This is a genomic window from Erysipelothrix sp. strain 2 (EsS2-7-Brazil) (assembly GCF_016617655.1).
Classification (GTDB): Bacteria; Bacillota_I; Bacilli_A; order Erysipelotrichales; family Erysipelotrichaceae; genus Erysipelothrix; species Erysipelothrix piscisicarius.
The window spans coordinates 78,083-96,554 of the sequence record NZ_SCFT01000002.1; the positions used below are offsets into that span (position 1 = coordinate 78,083).

The 18,472-nt window shown below is 38.0% G+C and carries 16 protein-coding genes; 6 read left to right on the forward strand and 10 right to left on the reverse strand.

Annotated elements, in window-relative coordinates; translation table 11 throughout:
* Nucleotides 1–3 precede the first annotated feature (3 nt).
* The 3 genes from EPJ90_RS01430 (at nt 4) to dcm (ending at nt 2,758) form a co-directional block, all read left to right on the forward strand.
* Complete coding sequence (locus tag EPJ90_RS01430; protein WP_200542505.1) at nt 4–207, forward strand: helix-turn-helix domain-containing protein; 204 nt, start codon at nt 4–6, stop codon at nt 205–207.
* Nucleotides 208–325: 118 nt separating this feature from the next.
* Nucleotides 326–1,246 carry a hypothetical protein gene (locus EPJ90_RS01435; protein ID WP_200542478.1) on the forward strand — a complete coding sequence of 307 codons (921 nt, stop codon included), beginning with the start codon at nt 326–328 and terminating at the stop codon, nt 1,244–1,246.
* An 87-nt stretch (nt 1,247–1,333) separates the two neighbouring features.
* Entirely contained in the window at nt 1,334–2,758 is a 1,425-nt protein-coding gene (gene dcm, locus EPJ90_RS01440; protein WP_200542479.1) for a DNA (cytosine-5-)-methyltransferase, read from the forward strand.
* Nucleotides 2,759–3,043: 285 nt separating this feature from the next.
* On the opposite strand, the gene rlmD is transcribed toward dcm, so the two are convergent.
* A complete protein-coding gene (gene rlmD / locus EPJ90_RS01445) occupies nt 3,044–4,492 on the reverse strand; it encodes a 23S rRNA (uracil(1939)-C(5))-methyltransferase RlmD (protein ID WP_244660363.1) in 1,449 nt (482 codons plus the stop codon).
* A 45-nt stretch (nt 4,493–4,537) separates the two neighbouring features.
* Here rlmD and tpx point away from each other — a divergent pair, with 45 nt between their 5' ends.
* Nucleotides 4,538–5,026 carry a thiol peroxidase gene (tpx, locus tag EPJ90_RS01450; protein ID WP_125164879.1) on the forward strand — a complete coding sequence of 163 codons (489 nt, stop codon included), beginning with the start codon at nt 4,538–4,540 and terminating at the stop codon, nt 5,024–5,026.
* Between the two features lie 40 nt (nt 5,027–5,066).
* Here tpx and EPJ90_RS01455 read toward each other — a convergent pair whose 3' ends face one another.
* The 6 genes from EPJ90_RS01455 to EPJ90_RS01480 all read right to left on the reverse strand — a co-directional run bounded on the left by EPJ90_RS01455 (nt 5,067) and on the right by EPJ90_RS01480 (nt 12,305).
* On the reverse strand, nt 5,067–8,603 hold the full coding sequence (locus EPJ90_RS01455) for an LPXTG cell wall anchor domain-containing protein (RefSeq protein ID WP_200542480.1): 3,537 nt from the start codon (nt 8,601–8,603) through the stop codon (nt 5,067–5,069).
* Between the two features lie 301 nt (nt 8,604–8,904).
* Nucleotides 8,905–9,315 carry a helix-turn-helix domain-containing protein gene (locus EPJ90_RS01460; protein ID WP_200542481.1) on the reverse strand — a complete coding sequence of 137 codons (411 nt, stop codon included), beginning with the start codon at nt 9,313–9,315 and terminating at the stop codon, nt 8,905–8,907.
* Between the two features lie 64 nt (nt 9,316–9,379).
* The gene (locus EPJ90_RS01465) at nt 9,380–9,943 is read right to left on the reverse strand and encodes a chromate transporter (protein WP_161637161.1); all 564 of its coding nucleotides are present in this window, start codon (nt 9,941–9,943) and stop codon (nt 9,380–9,382) included.
* On the reverse strand, nt 9,940–10,500 hold the full coding sequence (locus EPJ90_RS01470) for a chromate transporter (protein ID WP_161637163.1): 561 nt from the start codon (nt 10,498–10,500) through the stop codon (nt 9,940–9,942). The genes EPJ90_RS01465 and EPJ90_RS01470 overlap by 4 nt, the downstream gene beginning before the upstream one ends.
* 87 nt (nt 10,501–10,587) lie before the next feature.
* Nucleotides 10,588–11,691 carry a glycosyltransferase gene (locus EPJ90_RS01475; protein WP_200542482.1) on the reverse strand — a complete coding sequence of 368 codons (1,104 nt, stop codon included), beginning with the start codon at nt 11,689–11,691 and terminating at the stop codon, nt 10,588–10,590.
* A gap of 68 nt (nt 11,692–11,759) precedes the next feature.
* Nucleotides 11,760–12,305 carry an NADPH-dependent FMN reductase gene (locus tag EPJ90_RS01480; RefSeq protein WP_161637166.1) on the reverse strand — a complete coding sequence of 182 codons (546 nt, stop codon included), beginning with the start codon at nt 12,303–12,305 and terminating at the stop codon, nt 11,760–11,762.
* A gap of 162 nt (nt 12,306–12,467) precedes the next feature.
* On the opposite strand from EPJ90_RS01480, the gene EPJ90_RS01485 reads away from it, so the two are divergent.
* Entirely contained in the window at nt 12,468–13,865 is a 1,398-nt protein-coding gene (locus EPJ90_RS01485) for an MATE family efflux transporter (RefSeq protein WP_161637168.1), read from the forward strand.
* 74 nt (nt 13,866–13,939) lie between these two features.
* Here the strand turns inward: EPJ90_RS01485 and EPJ90_RS01490 are convergent, their stop codons facing one another.
* Complete coding sequence (locus EPJ90_RS01490; protein ID WP_200542483.1) at nt 13,940–15,544, reverse strand: hypothetical protein; 1,605 nt, start codon at nt 15,542–15,544, stop codon at nt 13,940–13,942.
* Between the two features lie 78 nt (nt 15,545–15,622).
* On the reverse strand, nt 15,623–16,303 hold the full coding sequence (locus tag EPJ90_RS01495; protein WP_125164885.1) for a DsbA family oxidoreductase: 681 nt from the start codon (nt 16,301–16,303) through the stop codon (nt 15,623–15,625).
* Between the two features lie 91 nt (nt 16,304–16,394).
* On the opposite strand from EPJ90_RS01495, the gene nfsA reads away from it, so the two are divergent.
* Nucleotides 16,395–17,144: an oxygen-insensitive NADPH nitroreductase gene (gene nfsA, locus EPJ90_RS01500; protein WP_161637172.1), complete on the forward strand. Its 750-nt coding sequence runs from the start codon at nt 16,395–16,397 to the stop codon at nt 17,142–17,144.
* 34 nt (nt 17,145–17,178) lie between these two features.
* Here the strand turns inward: nfsA and EPJ90_RS01505 are convergent, their stop codons facing one another.
* Nucleotides 17,179–18,456: a M15 family metallopeptidase gene (locus EPJ90_RS01505; RefSeq protein WP_161637173.1), complete on the reverse strand. Its 1,278-nt coding sequence runs from the start codon at nt 18,454–18,456 to the stop codon at nt 17,179–17,181.
* Between the last annotated feature and the right edge of the window lie 16 nt (nt 18,457–18,472).

Genomic DNA, 18,472 nt, shown 5'->3' on the forward strand with positions numbered 1-18,472 from the left:
GATATTTCCCTAAGCTACAACCGATTATGGAAACTGTTGATAGACAGAGGAATGACAAAACAAGATCTTAGAAAGACTACTGGTCTTAGCTCTGCTTCAATTGCAAAGTTAGGTAAAGGGCAAAATGTTAATACTGATGTCTTAATCAGAATATGCAGTGCTCTAAACTGTAATTTACACGATATTGTAGAAACGGTACACAGATAAAATTTACTTGTTATCGAGATTACAAAATCATATAGGTGAATAGTTAATTATATTTGTTAATCATGAACAGGTTAATTTCAAACAAAATAAACAAGAGTATACGGAGGTTATAAATATTATGAGCGTAGAATTAAATATGTCTATTCAATTGCATGAAAATAATCCTATTATTAACTCGAAAGCATCAGAAGTTTATGTTTCGGTTACATTTAACTATGATGATAATATATGGAGTGGATATATTCCTATTGAATATAGGCGAACAGGTATGTCGATTGATTACGAGGATAAAGAATCACTCTATACTTACCTAAATTCAATTTATGATGAAATGCAACCATCAAAATTAACGAGTTGGATTAACGACCAGGATGAATTTTGGAAAACAAAACCAAGGGCACAAACGACAAAGGAATTCTTTGACAAACTTGCCGAAGGAGGCTGGAAATGTGGTGCTTGTGAAATGCCAAGAAACCCTAATCCACAACGAAGAATCCAAGATTTGAAAGAATTTGGCTACACCATTGCTACAGATTTAGCTAGGTATTGTGATAATTGTGGTAGAAATACGAGTCAACGAATATTGTTGCCTATTGCTCGGGGTGGACAAATAGGTAATGGTTACGAAACCTGGACACCCGCATTAAGAAAAAGAATAATTAACGTTCTCGGTAACTTTGATGTCTACGAATGCACATATTCACAACATTGTCTACCTGATCATAAGTTTTCAGAGATTCGTTGGGATCATGAAACTAAAGCTGAAAATCCAGATACAATGACCGATGAAGAAATTCGTCAAAAATTTCAGTTGATGACGAATCAACGTAACCTACAAAAACGTGAAATGTGTAGAAATTGCTTTCAAACTGGAAAGCGAGCTACGATATATGGTATTCCTTATTTTTATGAAGGCGGAAGCGAATGGGATTCGACAATTCCAACCAAGGGAAGAGATGCCGAAAAAGGATGTATAGGCTGCGCATGGTATGACATTGCAGAATGGAGAAAAAATCTTCTAAATGAAATAGAGAAGTAAATATCGTGTCAGTGACTATTATTATCTTGATATAATCATTTGAATACGGTAACGTATTAGAAACTTTAAGAAAGGAGTTACTAAATTTTGAAACTTAAAACAGTAGGTAGCATATGTTCCGGTATTGAAGCCGCATCGGTTGCCTGGGAGCCTTTGGGATTAAATTTCGAATGGTTTTCTGAAATAGCTGATTTCCCTTCAGCTGTTTTAGCAGACAAATATCCTGATACCCCTAATTTGGGCGATATGGTAGATATACCTAATAAAATAGTAAATAATGAAATAACGCCACCAGATATTATTTGTGGTGGCACTCCTTGTCAAGCATTTTCACTTGCCGGATGGAAAAATGGCCTTGAGGATGACAGGGGCAACTTAACTTTGAAATTTGTTGATATTATCAACGCGAATGATGAGGTCCGGATAAACAACGGCAAATCTAGAACCATAGTCTTTTGGGAAAATGTAGAGGGTGTCCTAACCGACAAAACTAATGCTTTTGGGTGTTTAGTTTCTTCACTAGCAGGACTAGATTACCCAATAGAAAAGAAGCGTTGGCCAACCTCTGGATTTATAGATGGGCCAGTAAGAAATGTTGCTTGGAGAGTACTAGATGCCAAATTTTTTGGGCTCCCTCAGCAAAGAAGAAGATTGTATTTGATTGCTGGAGATAAAAATTTCCATCCCGAGGATATTTTGTTTGAGAAACATACTAATCATTTTAAGGAATACCCTTCGCATGAGTTAGTTTTTGAAAAAGATGGATTTAATTTTGAGATATTTAGAGAATACACCGATTGTCTTTATGCCGCCTACGGGACTAAATGGAATGGTAATGCGGCTGCAACAAACGGTTCGCTATTTGTGGTGCAAAACGAACGAATTAGAAGGCTCTCCCCTCTTGAAACAGAGCGCTTAATGGGTTTTCCTGATAATTATACAGCTTTACCAAAAGCCAAAAAAACAAATCGTTATCAAGCTACCGGAAATTCTTGGGCCGTACCAGTTATAAGTTGGTTGGGAGCTCGATTAATAAATGCTGAACAATACAGTTTAGGTCTAAAACCAGGAGAATTATATAATTTGGGAATTGCTGAAAAAATAAGCAATGACTGCTTTTTGATTCCTCTCGGAAAAGACCCTGTTATGGTTGATTTAGATTTGCTATTAAACGGCACAGCACAACCAGAAATCTGTAAATTCGGAAATATGAGAGATATCGTATCGCCTGATGCACCTGAGGATATCTATATATCACCTGTAGGCTGTTTTGGAATAGTCCGAAGAACCATGGAGAGAAATTCAAATATTAATCCGCGTCTTGAAAAAACATTATTAAGAATTTCATCTCAAATGACTCCTGAAGAAATTGAAAAAAGGTCAAGAGTTCAACAACGGGGACGATTTAGTTCTCAAATGAAAGTTAGCGATATTTTAAATCAAATAAAAAGTAATGCTTCTAAAACAGATGACAATGCTAATGATCAAATTACTCTCTTCGATTTTATCTAGCTAGTCACTTACAATAAAAAATCGAATGAGTAAATCTGATTTTGATTTCTCATTCGATTTTTTATCTATTTTCACTACAATTTAATATAGCTATCTTGTCACCTCACCACAATTTTGCCAACTACCTTATCAACTCACCCAATCATCAGCGAATGTCGCTGATGATTTTTCTTATTCACCAATCTTGGATAACTTCCCTCAAAGCAAAAATCCGTGATTATTCTACCTACTGAAAACCAGACATCAAATCACGGAAAGCCTTTATTTACTTATCTTTTTACAGTCTTACTTATCAGCCTTTGACAGCAACACTACCGTCTCAACGTGTGTCGTTTGAGGGAACATGTCTACAGGTTGCACCTTTTCAACACGATAACCACCATCTATGAACGATCTTAAATCTTTCGCAAGTGAAATCGGATTGCAACTTACGTAAACAATACGACGCGGATGTGATGTCAATGCGGCTTCAATAAATACAGGATCAAGCCCCTTACGTGGGGGATCCACCACCAACACATCAATTTCAATGCCTTGCTTAACCCATGCAGGCATAATTTTTTCAGCTTCACCCGCCTCAAACTGCACATTCTCAATGTGATTGAGTTTCGCGTTTTCTTTCGCCATAGTAATTGCATCTTCGACAATCTCAACACCATAAACAAACTTCGCTTTATCGGCAAGGTTTAAGGTAATCGATCCAATTCCACAATAAGCATCTACGACAACATCATCGTTTGTAACTTCTGCCATTTCAATGGCTTGTTGATAAAGAAGTTCCGTTTGTTTTGTGTTGATTTGGAAAAAGGACTTCGAAGAAATCTTAAATGTTTTTCCTAAAAGTTGATCCTGATAAATATCTTCTCCATAAAGAACGTTCTGTTCTCTTCCCAAAATAACATTTGTTTGTTTTGGATTAATATTTTGAACGATACTGACCGTTTTGGGTAAAGCTTCCACAATGGCATTCACAATTTCTTTTTCGAAAGGAAGTTTTGAACCATTTGTTACCAAAACCACCATTAATTCTTGCGTGTAATGGCCTTGACGCACCATAATATTTCGAATTAATCCGGTGTGATTTGTTTCATCATAGGCTGAAATTTTATATTGACGAAGTAAATCCCGAATCACTAAGATTGCTTTGTCCAAAGCTTCTTCTTGAATATAGTAATCTTCGATTGGAATAAGATCATGAGTTCCACGCTTAAAGAATCCTGTCTCTATGACACCGTTAACGGATTGGACCGGTATGGTTGCTTTATTACGGTAGTGCCATGGATTTTTCATTCCAAGTGTTGGTAGAACCGGAACACCATCAAGATTAATTACACGACCTAAGGTTGCCTTAACTTGATTTTGTTTAAACTCACATTGAAGGTCATATGCCATGTGTTGAAGGGGCATGGTTCCAATGCGTGTTCCGACTTTATCAACCAACTCTACACGTTTGGGTGATGGATTTTCAATGCTTAATATACGTCCGTAAGCATAGCGTTTGGTCACCTTCGTGACCCTTAGAGTAATGATTTCCCCTGGAATTGAATTTTCCACAAAAATTGGAAATCCTTCTTTTTTAACCACACCAAATCCTTCAAATGTGAGGTCCATTACTTCCAGTGTTAATTGTTCGTTTTTTATTACAGGTATTTTCTTCATATCCATCACCTTTTCTTCCTTTAAGAATAGCATAAATCCAGGCCATTGACACGACTTAAAGCATACAAGATGCAACCATCCTCCTTTAATTCTATAATAGGTATAAGGAGCGTGATTAATATGGAAATAACAAAAAAAGGTGTTCCAACCGCTTTAGCAGGATCTCAACCTGTTGTTGGAGAAAAAGCACCGACATTTAAACTTAAAAATTTAGAAGACGTTTATGTAGGAACGGATACACTCGCCGGAAACGTTGTATTGCTGAGTGTCTTCCCAGACATCAACACGCGTATCTGTGATTTACAGACGCGTCATTTCTTCCAAGTTGCGAGCGAACTTGACGATGTAACGATTGTGAATATTTCAAATAATACCAAGGAAGAATTTGCTTCTTGGTGTGCAACGAATGGCATTGATAGTGAGATGTTGCGTGATGAGGATCATGCATTTGCCGATGCTTATGGTATTTGGATTCCGGAATTTGAAGTGCTGGCACGATCTATATTTGTGATTGATCGCAAGGGCATGCTTGTTTATTCTGAGATTGTTCCCGAAATGGCACAAGAACCCAATTACGAAGCAGCAATTGCTGCCGCAAAAAATATTTAATAAAGAAAAACGAACATGAATCCACATGTTCGTTTTTTCTTTATTTTTTCTTCTTTGAGAACCAGTAGAAGATGCCTCCTATGAGGACAACTCCAATTCCCACATAAAGTGCAGTTTGAGTTGGCGTAACACCTGTTCCTGGTAATTTACCACCTGGTTTCTCTGCTTCTTTTTCTAAGATAGTAATGGGAAGCTCTGTTTTTTCACCTTTTTTATTCGTATAGGTGATGGTTGTTGTTCCTGCTTTGAGTGCAGTAAAGGTTGCAGGACTGTTGAAGGTTGCAGAGAAGAATACTTTATCGTATACCCATCCTTCGCCTTTTTCTTGGTCATCGTTGCTTGGTGTTAATACGAAAACATCGCCAACCCGAACTTTATCAGGTAATCCTGTAAGTTTTAAAGTTACTTTGGGATCCGGTTTTGGTTCTGGTTTTGGTTCTGGTTCCGGTTGTTTAACCTCAATATCCATCGTATCACCTAAGTATTTGGTGAAAATTCCATTGGTCACATAGCGATAATCATCTTTTTGATGTGCTTTGTTTGTAATCGAGTTTGCGAAGATTAGAAGATCATGTGTATCATTTTTAAACTCGATGGCCTGAATTGAATTTTTATAAGTGTCAATATGATCTTGTGACATAAAACCTTCAATGGGTTCATCATCAGTCGTTTTAATAAGTACTGTTGATCCTTCAGGTGCTTTTACGATACTGTTTCCACCGTGACCGTACATAATATAATCATTTTCTTGAGCATATTTTAATGTTATATAACTGGATTCAGGATACGTAACCGTTGTGAGGGCATCAAAGCTCATATCATAATTCGCTTCAATTTCGAGCCCCATTTTTTCAAGTGAATCCAACGCGTATCCACCATATCCAATATAGGACTTTCCAGCATTTACGGCATTCCGTTCATCCTCTCGTAATGGACGGTTCCCAATCACAATATCTGCTGCGTCAAGATCCTGGGTTAAATCAAATCCAAGTTCTTGTCCCCAAACATAATAATCCCAATTGAGGTTTGTATTGAGTCGATTTGTATAATTTGTATGACCGTAAGGCTCACCCGTGTCTTTTTTCACCGAGAATGTTGGTGCAGCACCCGGCACATAAAGCAGTGCGGATTTTGTGATAACTTGTGCTTTAGGCATTGTATTGGTTCGCGTTGCTTGAAGAATATAATCGTCTTCAATCAAATCAAAGGTTGCTTCAGACATTACAAAGTCTCCACGATAATCGCCATCGGTTATAAACCCAACTGCTTCTTCAGATTTAAGTAATGCATTTATGGCTTGGATTGAAGCGACACTGTTATTGGAAACAATCACAATTTCACCCTTACCATCAACATGCGTTGTGGTTTCAGGTGCTGCATCAAGCCATGTAAATTCTGCGCTTTCGAAGGCACCAACTTGGGTGATCACATCCATATCAAAGCCACGTAGCTCTGAGAATGAGGTGAGTGGTTCTGAATAGAGGTCGGTCCAATTTTTAATAACGATGTTGTTGTAGAGTGCTGCATTGGCCATATTTCGTTTTGCCTGATGCAAATCAACAATCATGGTTCCTTTAGGATACGTGATGCCCTTAACGTCTATCTCATTTCCTAACACTTTTACCTTAACATCATTACGTAAAAGATATTCCATCATCTCGGATGCTGCGTGTAAGTTTTTTTGCATTGCCGGTTCCATTGGAATAACATAATACTCAGGGAAGAAGTTATTATTTTCTTCATAACGGGCACGGAAGATATCTGCTTCTGCGCCTTTTTCATCTTGTTGATTTACGTAGTATGGGCGAATTTCATCGGCATCAATATTCTTATGACCTCGGTCCCAACCTTTCAATTGGTTGGTATAAAATGCTTTTTTATGCATTCCCACATAACGTCCATTGTTGAGTAGTGCATACTTAACTGCTTGCGTCGCATCCTCATTTCCATATGGAACTTCAACGGTATAAGCAACGACACCGTGAAGCATCGAATATTGGGGTGTATAACTTGAAGACATATCGTCAAACGGTTCCCATTCATAGCCACCTTTATCGCTTGCTTTTAAATAATCACGCATCGGCATTTGGAAACTGTTAATTGATTTATTATTTGTAATCGCAACACCCCCAAACTCCTCACCTTGTGCGAGTGCATTCTCAATAAACAAATCATACTCCACGTTTGGCTCATGGGTTGGTGAGCAAGGTTCAATTTGGAATTGATTATAGAAACCATGAATTTCATAAAGGTTCACAGGATTCCACGTTGAAATAAGACGCGCCATGGCTTGTGTTTCTGGTTGTGTTTGGTAAGTGTTATCACGATTTAAATCGAACCCATTACCATTTGTTCGAACATTTGTTGCGGCTGCATCCGCATTTTCTGCAGGTACAACGATAAAGAACACATCCTCGAGCATCGTTTTAATGTTTAAGTCTACTTGCTCCATTTCATAAAATTTCGCAAGTTGTTCTTCACTTAAATTTGCAGCTGCATCGGTACTGTTAGGATGTTCTTCACTTTGAACGCCATCCCGGATATAACCCACTCCGGTGACATCATTTGCAATGAGTTCAGACCACTTAATACCTCTGCTTGCTTTTTCTGCCTCGACTTGTGCTTTTCCTTCAGACGTTAATCCATTAATACGACGGTATTCAACACTTCCATCAGCATTCTCGATCATCACGGATAAAAATTCCATAATCGCATCAATTCCCGGATTTTCATCGGAGTGAATGTTATTGTAGAGAATTGGAACTTTATAATCAATTGATCCCGATTCAATATCTTGAATCACAGATTGTGGATCCGCCTCTGCGCGTTCATTTAACGCAAGGTGATTCGACAGCGTCTCAGCCGTATCCGCAATAAAGATTGCATTCATCGGTCTTCCCATTGCCGTACGTCCGAATTCGCGAACTTCCGCATGAATTCCCTTGGATAATGCGAGTGCTGCAAGATCTGCAAGACGTTGATCGATTTCATTATAAAGTGTGTAGCTATTATAAGGTTTAAAGGACACGGGCGTTGTTGCCAATACCTGTTCCCCTTCCACCAGTTTTAAATCATAGGTCCCTGTGTAATCAAGAAGTGCATTACGGATTAAGGCGCGATCACGACCATCAATTCCATTCACACCAAACATCAGCACATTCTTAAACGTTAACTGCAATCCTCCAGGAATGACTTCCGTTTTGATATCTTTAAATAGAGTATCGCCTGCAGTGGTAAAAGTAGTTTTAAAGACAGTCCATTCATTCAAAGGTCCACCCAAATACTGATAAGGGAAATCCTCCTCATTTTGACCCCCTTCATCCCGCGTCAAAGTCCAAGACGCATTCTCAGCCAAAACTTTAAGTTCCTCAGGCGTTTTCCCCTCAAACATTACTGTCGCTTTATATTCTTTTGACTCTGTCATGGAAATGACTTCAGACTCACCCGTAGTATTTATAAAATCAATGACCGGTTGAGTATCACTATAAATTGGACGCGCATGACTGAATACCAGTCCAATCGATAGTACAAATATGGTTAAGCATTTTAGGATTCTATGTTCATTTCTTTTGTCCATTTTTTTCTCCTCATAGTATTAATAAAAATATACGAACATCCAATACTTAAACCGCTACAATCCCCCTTCCTTTACTTTTAATATTTTTGTGAGTTCACGGACTCACGCTAAGCATATTGTAATCAATTTTATTGGGTGTTGTAGGACATTTATAACGACTTTTTATGTATAAACGGTTGCACTTTTAGGGAAACTTTTTATTGAAATGGCAAGATATCAAAGCCTTCGTCCCAAATTACGCAGCCATTCATAAAAACCGTGCAATTTTGTATTAAAAATAAAAAAAATGATTGAAATCCAATCATTTTTTATTTTTGAGAAAATTTATACCATATTCGATTGATTCACAGACTTCTTTGGTAAAGGCAGCCACAAAAATGCAACCCATATAAATAAAAATCAACCCCGTAAAATCGTCTAGAAAAAATACAGCGAGCATCATTATTATTTGTGATCCGATAAACAACACTTCTTCAAAGCGTTCTTTATTGATCATCAACACGTGATTATCTTCGGTCTCAGACTTCAATAAGTCATCCACACGCACACCATAATACTTCGCAATTTGAAGCAGCATATTCGCATCGGGGTAACGTTTCCCTTGTTCCCAATTTGAGACAGCTTGGCGTGAAACGTTTAAGGCCTTCGCAACCGTATCTTGTGTAAGCGATCGTTTTTCTCGTAATCGTTTTAAATTATCATTAAGTTTCATAAAGCCTCCTCTAACTCACATTCTAAAGTAGCTTCACCGAATCGTAAAGACACATTTTGTTGCATCAAAGTTTTTCAAGGACCATAACACCAATTCCCAAAAGTCCCGTCAAAACAATAATCTTCGTAGGATCTAACTTAAATTTTCGTAAACCAAGGGTTGCGAATACAAATAGAATACCGTTTGAAACATCAAAATTACTTATATCGCGGACACCTTCACCAAAAAACGCAGTAATAAGGATTGTAAGCCCCGCTGAAGCAATTAAAGCCACCACGGTAGGTCTTAGTCCATCCAAAACTTTTTGAATGATGGTGATATCACTAAACTTGTAATAGATTGTCGCAAGAAGAAGGACAATTACAATTGAAGGAAAAACATTACCTAAGGTGGCCGCAACGGCACCTGGAATCCCTGCTACCCTTAATCCAACAAACGTAGCTGCATTCAACGCAATGGGTCCAGGGGTCATTTGCGATATTGTAATTAAATCTGTAAACTCGGTCATCGTAAGCCAACCATGACCGACGACCACTTGACTTTGAATGGGTGCAAGCGCTGCATAACCACCGCCAAAACTTACCAAACCAATTTGCATAAAAGAAATAAAAAGTTCCCAAAGAATCATTGTGACACCTCTATCTTTCCACCACGAGACAATGCCCCAACAATCCCTGCCGCAAGGATAATATAAAGGACATTAATCTTAAGGAAATATGCAGCAATAAATGATGTAACCATTATCACGATTGGTAAGGTTCGTTTAAGATTAAATACTTGCCGTGCCATCGTCATAACCACATCCACAATCACTGCCGCAACGCCCGCTTGCATCCCATGAAGTGCTGCATTCACAAACACATTGGATTTAAACTCCGCATAAAATTGAGAAATTATTGTGAGGAGAAATAAAGGTGGTAAAATGGTGCCGAGAATGGAAAATATCGCGCCCATAACCCCATCAACTTTATATCCAACTAAAATGGATGCATTCACCGCTAAAGATCCTGGAGAGGATTGCGCAAGTGCCATCAAATCCATCATTTCATCCTCATCAATCCAGCCTAATTCTTCCACAAATTTCGTTCGCATTAATGGGATGATGACATAACCGCCCCCAAACGTAAATGCACTTAAGTGAAACGATGATTTAAACAATTTCCAATATACCTCTGATTTTTTCATAATCCACGACCTTCCACTGCTTACTATTCTATCGCGTATCTTTTCAAGATTGCAAATGCGAAAAAAAGAGCGTAACTCACGCTCTAATTATTTAACTAAATTTTCATAGATATCTTCCAGTTTTTGAACATTTATCCGCTCGTCAAATCCTTTTTCAATTAATTGTTCCCGAGTACTTCGACGCTCATAGTCTAGATGTCCCACAATATAATCAGCCCACTCATGGGGATTATCTATGGGTAGAAAATGAAAGTGATCTGTGAGAGCACTTTGACGATCAATTGTATCGGATGCAAAGCATAAGAGTCCTGCCGCTTGAGCCTCTACCAGCACATATGGCAACCCTTCAAAAACGGAAGGGAGCAAAAAGACATCGAGAACTTGTAAAACATCCGGAATATCATCCCTTAATCCAAGAAACTTAACATGATCTTCAATTCCAAAATTTTTCACTTGCAATTTCACATCGTCAAACAACTCCCCTTCGCCTGCTAGTGCTAAGATTGCATTGGGTTTTGTTTTCACGACTTCATTAAACACTTCAATCAGAAATTTATGATTTTTTTGGAAGTTAAAACGACCGATATGACCAAATACCAATTGGTCATCCACATTCAATGCTTTACGTAATCGTTTTCGTTTCGTTTCATTATACTCGTATTGTTCAAGATCAATTCCGTTATTCATAATTGTATATTCTAAATTAGGGTAGAGAAAATCGCCTGCTTCTTTTGAACACGCTAAAAGCACATCCGCATAATCAGGAATCTTCTTCATCAATTGATCCTTATATTTGATTAATAGAACATTGTCAACAAAATGACGACTCCCATGGGAATGTGAAATCATATAGGGAATTCCAATCTTACGAGCAGCTTGGAATATGAGTGGATTCAGTGCGTTCATATGACTGTGAATAATATCATATTGCTCTTTTTCTAACATTTTCAGAATTGTTTTACGTGAAGGATGTTTCCCCAAAAAATCATGGGGGGTTAATGGAATTCTAAAAATTTTACCCCCATGCGTAATGACTTCCTTATCGTAATAACCTTCCTTGCATCCAAAAACAAGAAAATCAATATGAACTTTTTTTGGATCAATATTTCGAAATACACTCATCATATATGCTTCAGTACCCGCTTTTTCAAGCGTTCCACCGTGGGCAAATAATACTTTAATTGGTTTCATAGACACCTCGAAAATAATCGTATCATTTAAAAATTACGATTGCAATGACCACAAAATACCACTTACTGTTATTGCTTGACTTGATTGTAATATTCTATAAATTGATTCATGACCCCATCGATAAAGGTTACAGTCCCTTCATCAATTAACATCCCGGATTCATCAAATTTTGTATGTACAGCACCAATCAAGATATCATTGCCCGGTAGAAGCCACATAGGCATTGTATCAAGCACTGTATAGAGGTTTAGATAACCTCGTGCCCCAGCCGTTTGTCCCATCGAACAAGAAGCAATTAAACCCGGCTTATTCTTAAGTCCTGGTTGCGTACGGCTTGCCCAGTCAATAGCATTTTTTAATACGCCTGATAATCCATGATTATATTCTGGCGTAATCATAAACACTGCATCCGCATCATGAATTTTTTGATTCATAACCTTTACCTTTTCAGGTGTATCCGTTGGATTATCCAAATCACCATTATAGTTTGGAACATCGATATCTAGGATTTCAATTTCCATCTGATCTGCATATCGTTTTTGTATATGTTTTCCCAACATCATATTGTAAGAACCTTTACGTAAACTTCCAACCATCATCACAATTTTTATCATAGCATGTGCTCCTTTTTATTTATAGTATACGTGATTTTAAGGGCTCGTATTTGAAATCTATATTAAATGTTAAATTAATGTGACGAAATGGTGTTTTTTAATTGATATTATCTTGCTCTTTCTATATGATAGTCTTAGCGTTTTTAGAAGGAGGTCGAATCGATGAATCTAAAGCGATTTGTAGGCGATAAAGACTTTTATAAAAAGGCTTTATTTATTGCAATTCCGTTAATGCTCCAACAGCTTATCAGTACATCCGTAAACTTACTGGATAACTTGATGATCGGTCAGCTCGGGGACCATGCATTATCGGGTGTTGCCACCGTAAATCGTTACTTTATTATCGCTGTATTTGGAACAAATGGCGTGATTGCTGCATCAGCTGTATTTATGGCTCAATTCTTCGGAGCAAGAGACGAAGATCATATGAAGCAAACATTCCGTTTTTCAATTCTAACATCAATGTTGATAATGAGTACATTCGTCATCCTCGCATTACTTTTTCCAGGAAATATTATCCGGTTCTTTGTAAAGGATCCAAAAGTAATTGAGCAAGGTATGAGATATATTTACGTATGTGCGTTGGCGTTTATTCCCAACCTATTTACATTGGCCATAGCGGGCTCAATGAGAGCAACTGGAGATTCAAAAACTCCTCTTGTTGCAAGTGTTATTTCAATGATTACAAACTTTTGTTTTAATTATTGTTTGATTTATGGTAACTTCGGTGCACCACGTCTTGGTGTACTAGGTGGTGCAATTGGAACGTTTATTGCACGATGTGTTGAATTAACATTTATCAGTTATTTCCTTGTTACGGGAAATTATGCGTTTAAGACACGCATTCGTGATATGTTTGATATCTCTAAAACACTCGTAAAACGAATTACCGCCAAAGCCTTTCCCCTTGCTTTAAATGAAGTATTGTGGGCATCAGGAATGGCATTATTACTTCGTTTCTATGCAACCCGTGGAGCGGAAGTTATTTCTGGTTACTCGATTGCGACTACGGTTTCGGATATGTTCTTCACCATGAATGCCGGTATGTCTGTCGCCATTACCATTCTTGTTTCTCAACCACTTGGAGCTAATAAACTCGACGAAGCGCGCGAAAACGGGTATCGCCTTATTGGATTTGGTGTATTACTCAGTGCAGTCTTTGGCACCCTGCTTTTAGGTTCCACGTTCCTTATACCGAAAATTTATTCAGTATCGGCTGAAGCGATGTGGACCGCTCAAACATTCTTGAGAATTCAAGCACCATTATTTAGTATCTATGTGATTAATACAACATGTTACTTTATTCTTCGTGCTGGTGGTGATACACGTTCTACATTACTTCTGGACTCAGGGTATATGTGGTGTGTGAATTTGGTTGCGGTGGGCATTGCAACCTACACAACAGACTTAAGCATTCTTTGGCTTTATATTGTAGGGCAATCTACAGATATCTTAAAAATGATGCTTGCATTACGATTTGTGAATAAAGAAAAATGGATCGTAAATCTTGCGGAAGAAGAAAAGCAAGAAGAAGCATTTGTTTTAGAGTTTGAATCTTAATCGATCAATTGAAACGAAGAAAAACACCATCATAGTGAAAGGAACTGACCTAGTTCCAAATGATGGTGTTTTTTTTAATGATCTGGTTTTTCTTTTGCTAATTCAAAGGACACAATTTTAGAACCATTGGTTGTTATGATTACATGAGTGCCTTTAGTCAAGAATGCAAGTTCATCATTTAGAATAAGATTTGCTTGATAAATGGCTTCATCCCCTTCAAGACGAATGAGGTAATGCGTATTGCCATCAATGATAACTTGTTTAACATCTGAAACGACCCCGGTTTTCTCCACAATTTCTTCTGGAACAATACCTACTTGATTTCCCATAACATTGAGATAATTCTTCTCAGATAGTTGATAGGTGTCGCCTACGGCTGACTTGGTGTAATCTTGGTAATTAACCATTGAGAAACCACGAACTACACTCGATGTATCTTTGAGAGACATCACATATGTAGGGAATCCTCCAACGTTTTGTAGAATTGGTGTTGTAGGTGTATATCCTTTTTCTTGGATCGAACCAACTGAAGTCATTTCAGCCGCTGTAATGGAAACCCCTGGTAAATCCATTTGAAGCGTCTCTCCAGTTCGCTTATTCATAAATAAGAGCCCTGTTGTTGAACTTGAATCTAATTTTATGGGACGTATTCCAGTAAAGATATAGATCTCATCGTCGATACTTACATAGTTATAAGAACCTTCTTGCTGGTCTACAGCCATCACACCTTGTTGTTGCATGAAAGAGTTAAAATAACCTCCCTTTAAAGTGAAATGATCTTTCGCATGCGATAACATCATATCCGTTGGATAAACGGAATCCACCCACTCTGGGATTTCACTGAGTTCATAACGTGCAGTTTCTCCAGTGACCGCATCCACAACAATCACAGCATCCATGTCTTTAGCGCCCCAAATCCCAACACGTTTTGTAATCGATTGAACAATCCAATAGGGATGTCCTGCATCGTCAATTTCAAAGTTCCAATCATCAAGATAACTAAATTTATGGTGTAAAGCCACATGACGACGTAGATCATATTGTAATGGTGCACCTGGGTAATATTTAATGGGTGCGGGTAACGTTACAATCTCTGATTTCGCATTCATATTTCCGTCCCCTGTAGTTACAAGAACATAGTAGGGCACACCACTTGAGAAGTTCGTATATTTTTTAAAAGTATCCGCATAAACAAACGGTGCAACACGCGCCATTTTGCCTTGATAATTTATTTGGGTAAATTCATTGGTATTAATATCAAAACGCGATGATACCTCACTGAGTTCTCCCATTTTTTTCTCTGCCGATAACAACGCTGAGTCCTTATCTACATAAGAAACTTCAATATTATGATTTTCACCATAGAGATCTTTAAACTCTACTGGTTTTACTTGACCCAATACATTTGCATAACGTTTCGCATTAATCATACGTGATGATGTCACACTACCCACTAAGAAAACAATGGCAAAAATCCCTACGATGATGCCGAAGGTATTAAAGAACTTTTTATAGTTTTCACGGTCGATAAACAGTATTCCAGCAATCACTAAGATAAATGTACTTAAATAGAGCATCGAGCCGATATCCATGTAGTGATATGTATTGCCAAACCAGATATCAAGTAGGATAAATACAATCACAACGATACCGATTTGTATTGATTTGCGTTTATTCATAGTAGAACCTCCATCTCCTTATATCTTAACGATTTCTCACACGCAGTGCAAATAAAAAAGCTAGATAACCTAGCTTTTTTATTCAACAGTACAAACCCCATCAGTACACATCATTGCATCATTTTTTTGAGCATTAAGCGTCTCAACATGTTGGAGCGCTGACTTAAATGTTTCAATAGGTTGAGCTCCTGATAAGGATACTTGGTCATCAATTACAAAGTGTGGAACACCTCGAGCACCAATCATCTGTGCCCATTGCTCGTCTTGACGAACACTTAATCCGTACTCATCAGATTCAAATGCATGTTTGATGCCTTCTGCATCAAGTCCAACTGAGACACCAAGTTCAATTAAGGCCTCAAGATCGTTTAAGTAAACACCTTTTGAAAAATACGCATCCATTAACTTTTCACTGTATTCATTTCCTAAACCTTTAAACTTTGCATACTGAAATACTTTATGTGCTTTAAATGTATTAGTATATTTCATCGCATCAAAATCATAGTTTAATCCAACTGTCTGAGCCATGGACCCTACACGTTCGTTATTCAATCGTGCTTCATCAACGGATATGTTATATTTTTGAGCCAACATTTCATGAATGTTTAAATCCGGTTGATCAACATAGTTTTGATCTAATTCAAAACTCATAAACTCTACTTCAATTTCTTTATCTAATTGCTTTATTGCTTCTTCCAAATGTCTTTTTCCCACATAGCAAAATGGGCAGACAAAATCGGACCATACTTGTACTTTCATCACATTCACCTCTAGATACATATTGTATCGACTAAGCGATTTGAGCGCCATCAATATGCCCCCCATGGTATAATATGACCAAGGAGGAATTATGAATAGTACAATTAAACAACAACTCAACCATCGTACCATTCGTCAATTTACGGATGAACCCATTTCTCAAGAAATTATTGATACGTTGGTTTCCGTCGCTCAAGCGACATCCACAAGTAATTACATGCAATCTTATTCAATTATTAGCGTAACGGATAAAGCAAAGAAGAAAGCAATCGCAACCATAGGCGCGCAACCTTATATCGAAAACGTTGGTCACTTATTTATTTTTGTGATTGATCAACATCGTAATGGGAAAATTGCACACGAAGGAAATATCGACGACATCGAAGTCCTTGAAACATTTGATCGTATGATGATTGGATATACCGATGCGATTCTCGCTGCACAAAACACAATGGTAGCTATTGAGAGCCTTGGCATGGGTGGGGTATTTTTAGGAAGTATTCTCAATGATGCTCAAGCAATCATTGACTTATTAGAGTTGCCTGAATATGTTTTCCCTGTACTGGGACTTGGTTTTGGTTATCCGAATCAAAAGCCTCAGCTCAAACCGCGAATGCCACAACAACTCATGCATTTTGAAAATACATATCCTAACATGGATGCAATTACCGATGCGATGCGCGACTATGACGAGACGGTTACAGAATATTATGACTTACGTGATGCAAACAAACGCATCGACTCATTCACAAATCAGATTAAACAAAGCATGAGTCGACGACATCCTGGACGCATGCAGTTAAAAGATACGATGCATAAACAAAAGCTCGGTCTAAAATAAAAAAGTCTATCACTTAAATGTGATAGGCTTTTTTTTATTGATTTAAATATTCATCAAGCGTTAAACCACTGTTATAGATTTCAGTCGCAGCATTGCTGCCAACATAGCGCAAATGCCATGCTTCGGGTTGATATCCTGTTATATGTTCTTTGCCCGCTTGATAACGAACAATAAAACCAAAGCGATGAGCATTGCGATTCACCCATGTGGATTGTTCGGTCTCAGAAAAAGCAAACATATTCCCACCTGGTGTCACCACATCAATAACGAGCCCCGTTTGATGTTCCGAATGTCCCGGTCTTGCCGACATTAAATCCGCTTGAACTTGGCCGTGAGATGCAACGTAATTGGTATACAGTTCTTCTTGGAAGTCATAACCTCGGTAGGATGAAGTAGCAAGCAACCACAAACCCGTTTCATCATAAAGAGCATCTACCATCTTAACAAATGATGAAACCGTATTAGGGGTTGCCTCATAACCCTCGCTGACAGCATAATCCGCAGGAATATAACTGAGGTTTGGATAAAAATCCCGTGATAATGATCGATGCTTATTTACCAAAACAAGTTCTGAATGAGAATCCACCACTGCAGATGTTCCACTATCATAATCCGTAGGATTTTCAACATCATGTGGTTTCCCTTCCTCCACATCATTAGCATGCTCTTTCAACACATGAACAGTCAATTTACGTTCAACTTGGTTTGTCTTATCATCGACACTATAGATCATGTCATAGGTTCCGGGTTCATCATAATCAATCGAGCCTTTCACATTTACCTTTAAAGATTCGCTTAACGATCCAAAAGCATAATCCTTTGCGACTGCAGTAATCTTTGATGCTCCTATCGAAATTGATTGTTCGTTCCCCTTAATCGTAGTTCCATCATGTGTAATAATAATTTCGGGAGCTTTCGTATCTTCAGTTTTAATCTTCAAAAGGACGTCACGTTTCGGATTTTCTTTTAAATAGACACGCAATTTTAGATTTTCTTCTACTAAAATACCTTTGGGCTGTAATTCAAGCTTTCGCCTTTGAATTATCGCATCATTATGGTCTTGAATGGATAATTCCCCTTTATCCGAAACCACAACCATTTCATACTCAGATGTCTTCGGATCCACGATAATCTTATCGTGGACAACCGATAAAGCTACATCACTATCTGCTTCAACCACGAATTCATTGCCATCAACGATGCGAATCGCAGCACCAGACATCATGTATGCCATTACTGCTAAACCCAAAACGGTAACCACAAGCGCTGCGCCCATCACCCCATATTTATGTTTTTGAATCCATTTAATCATACACAATCTCCTTGCC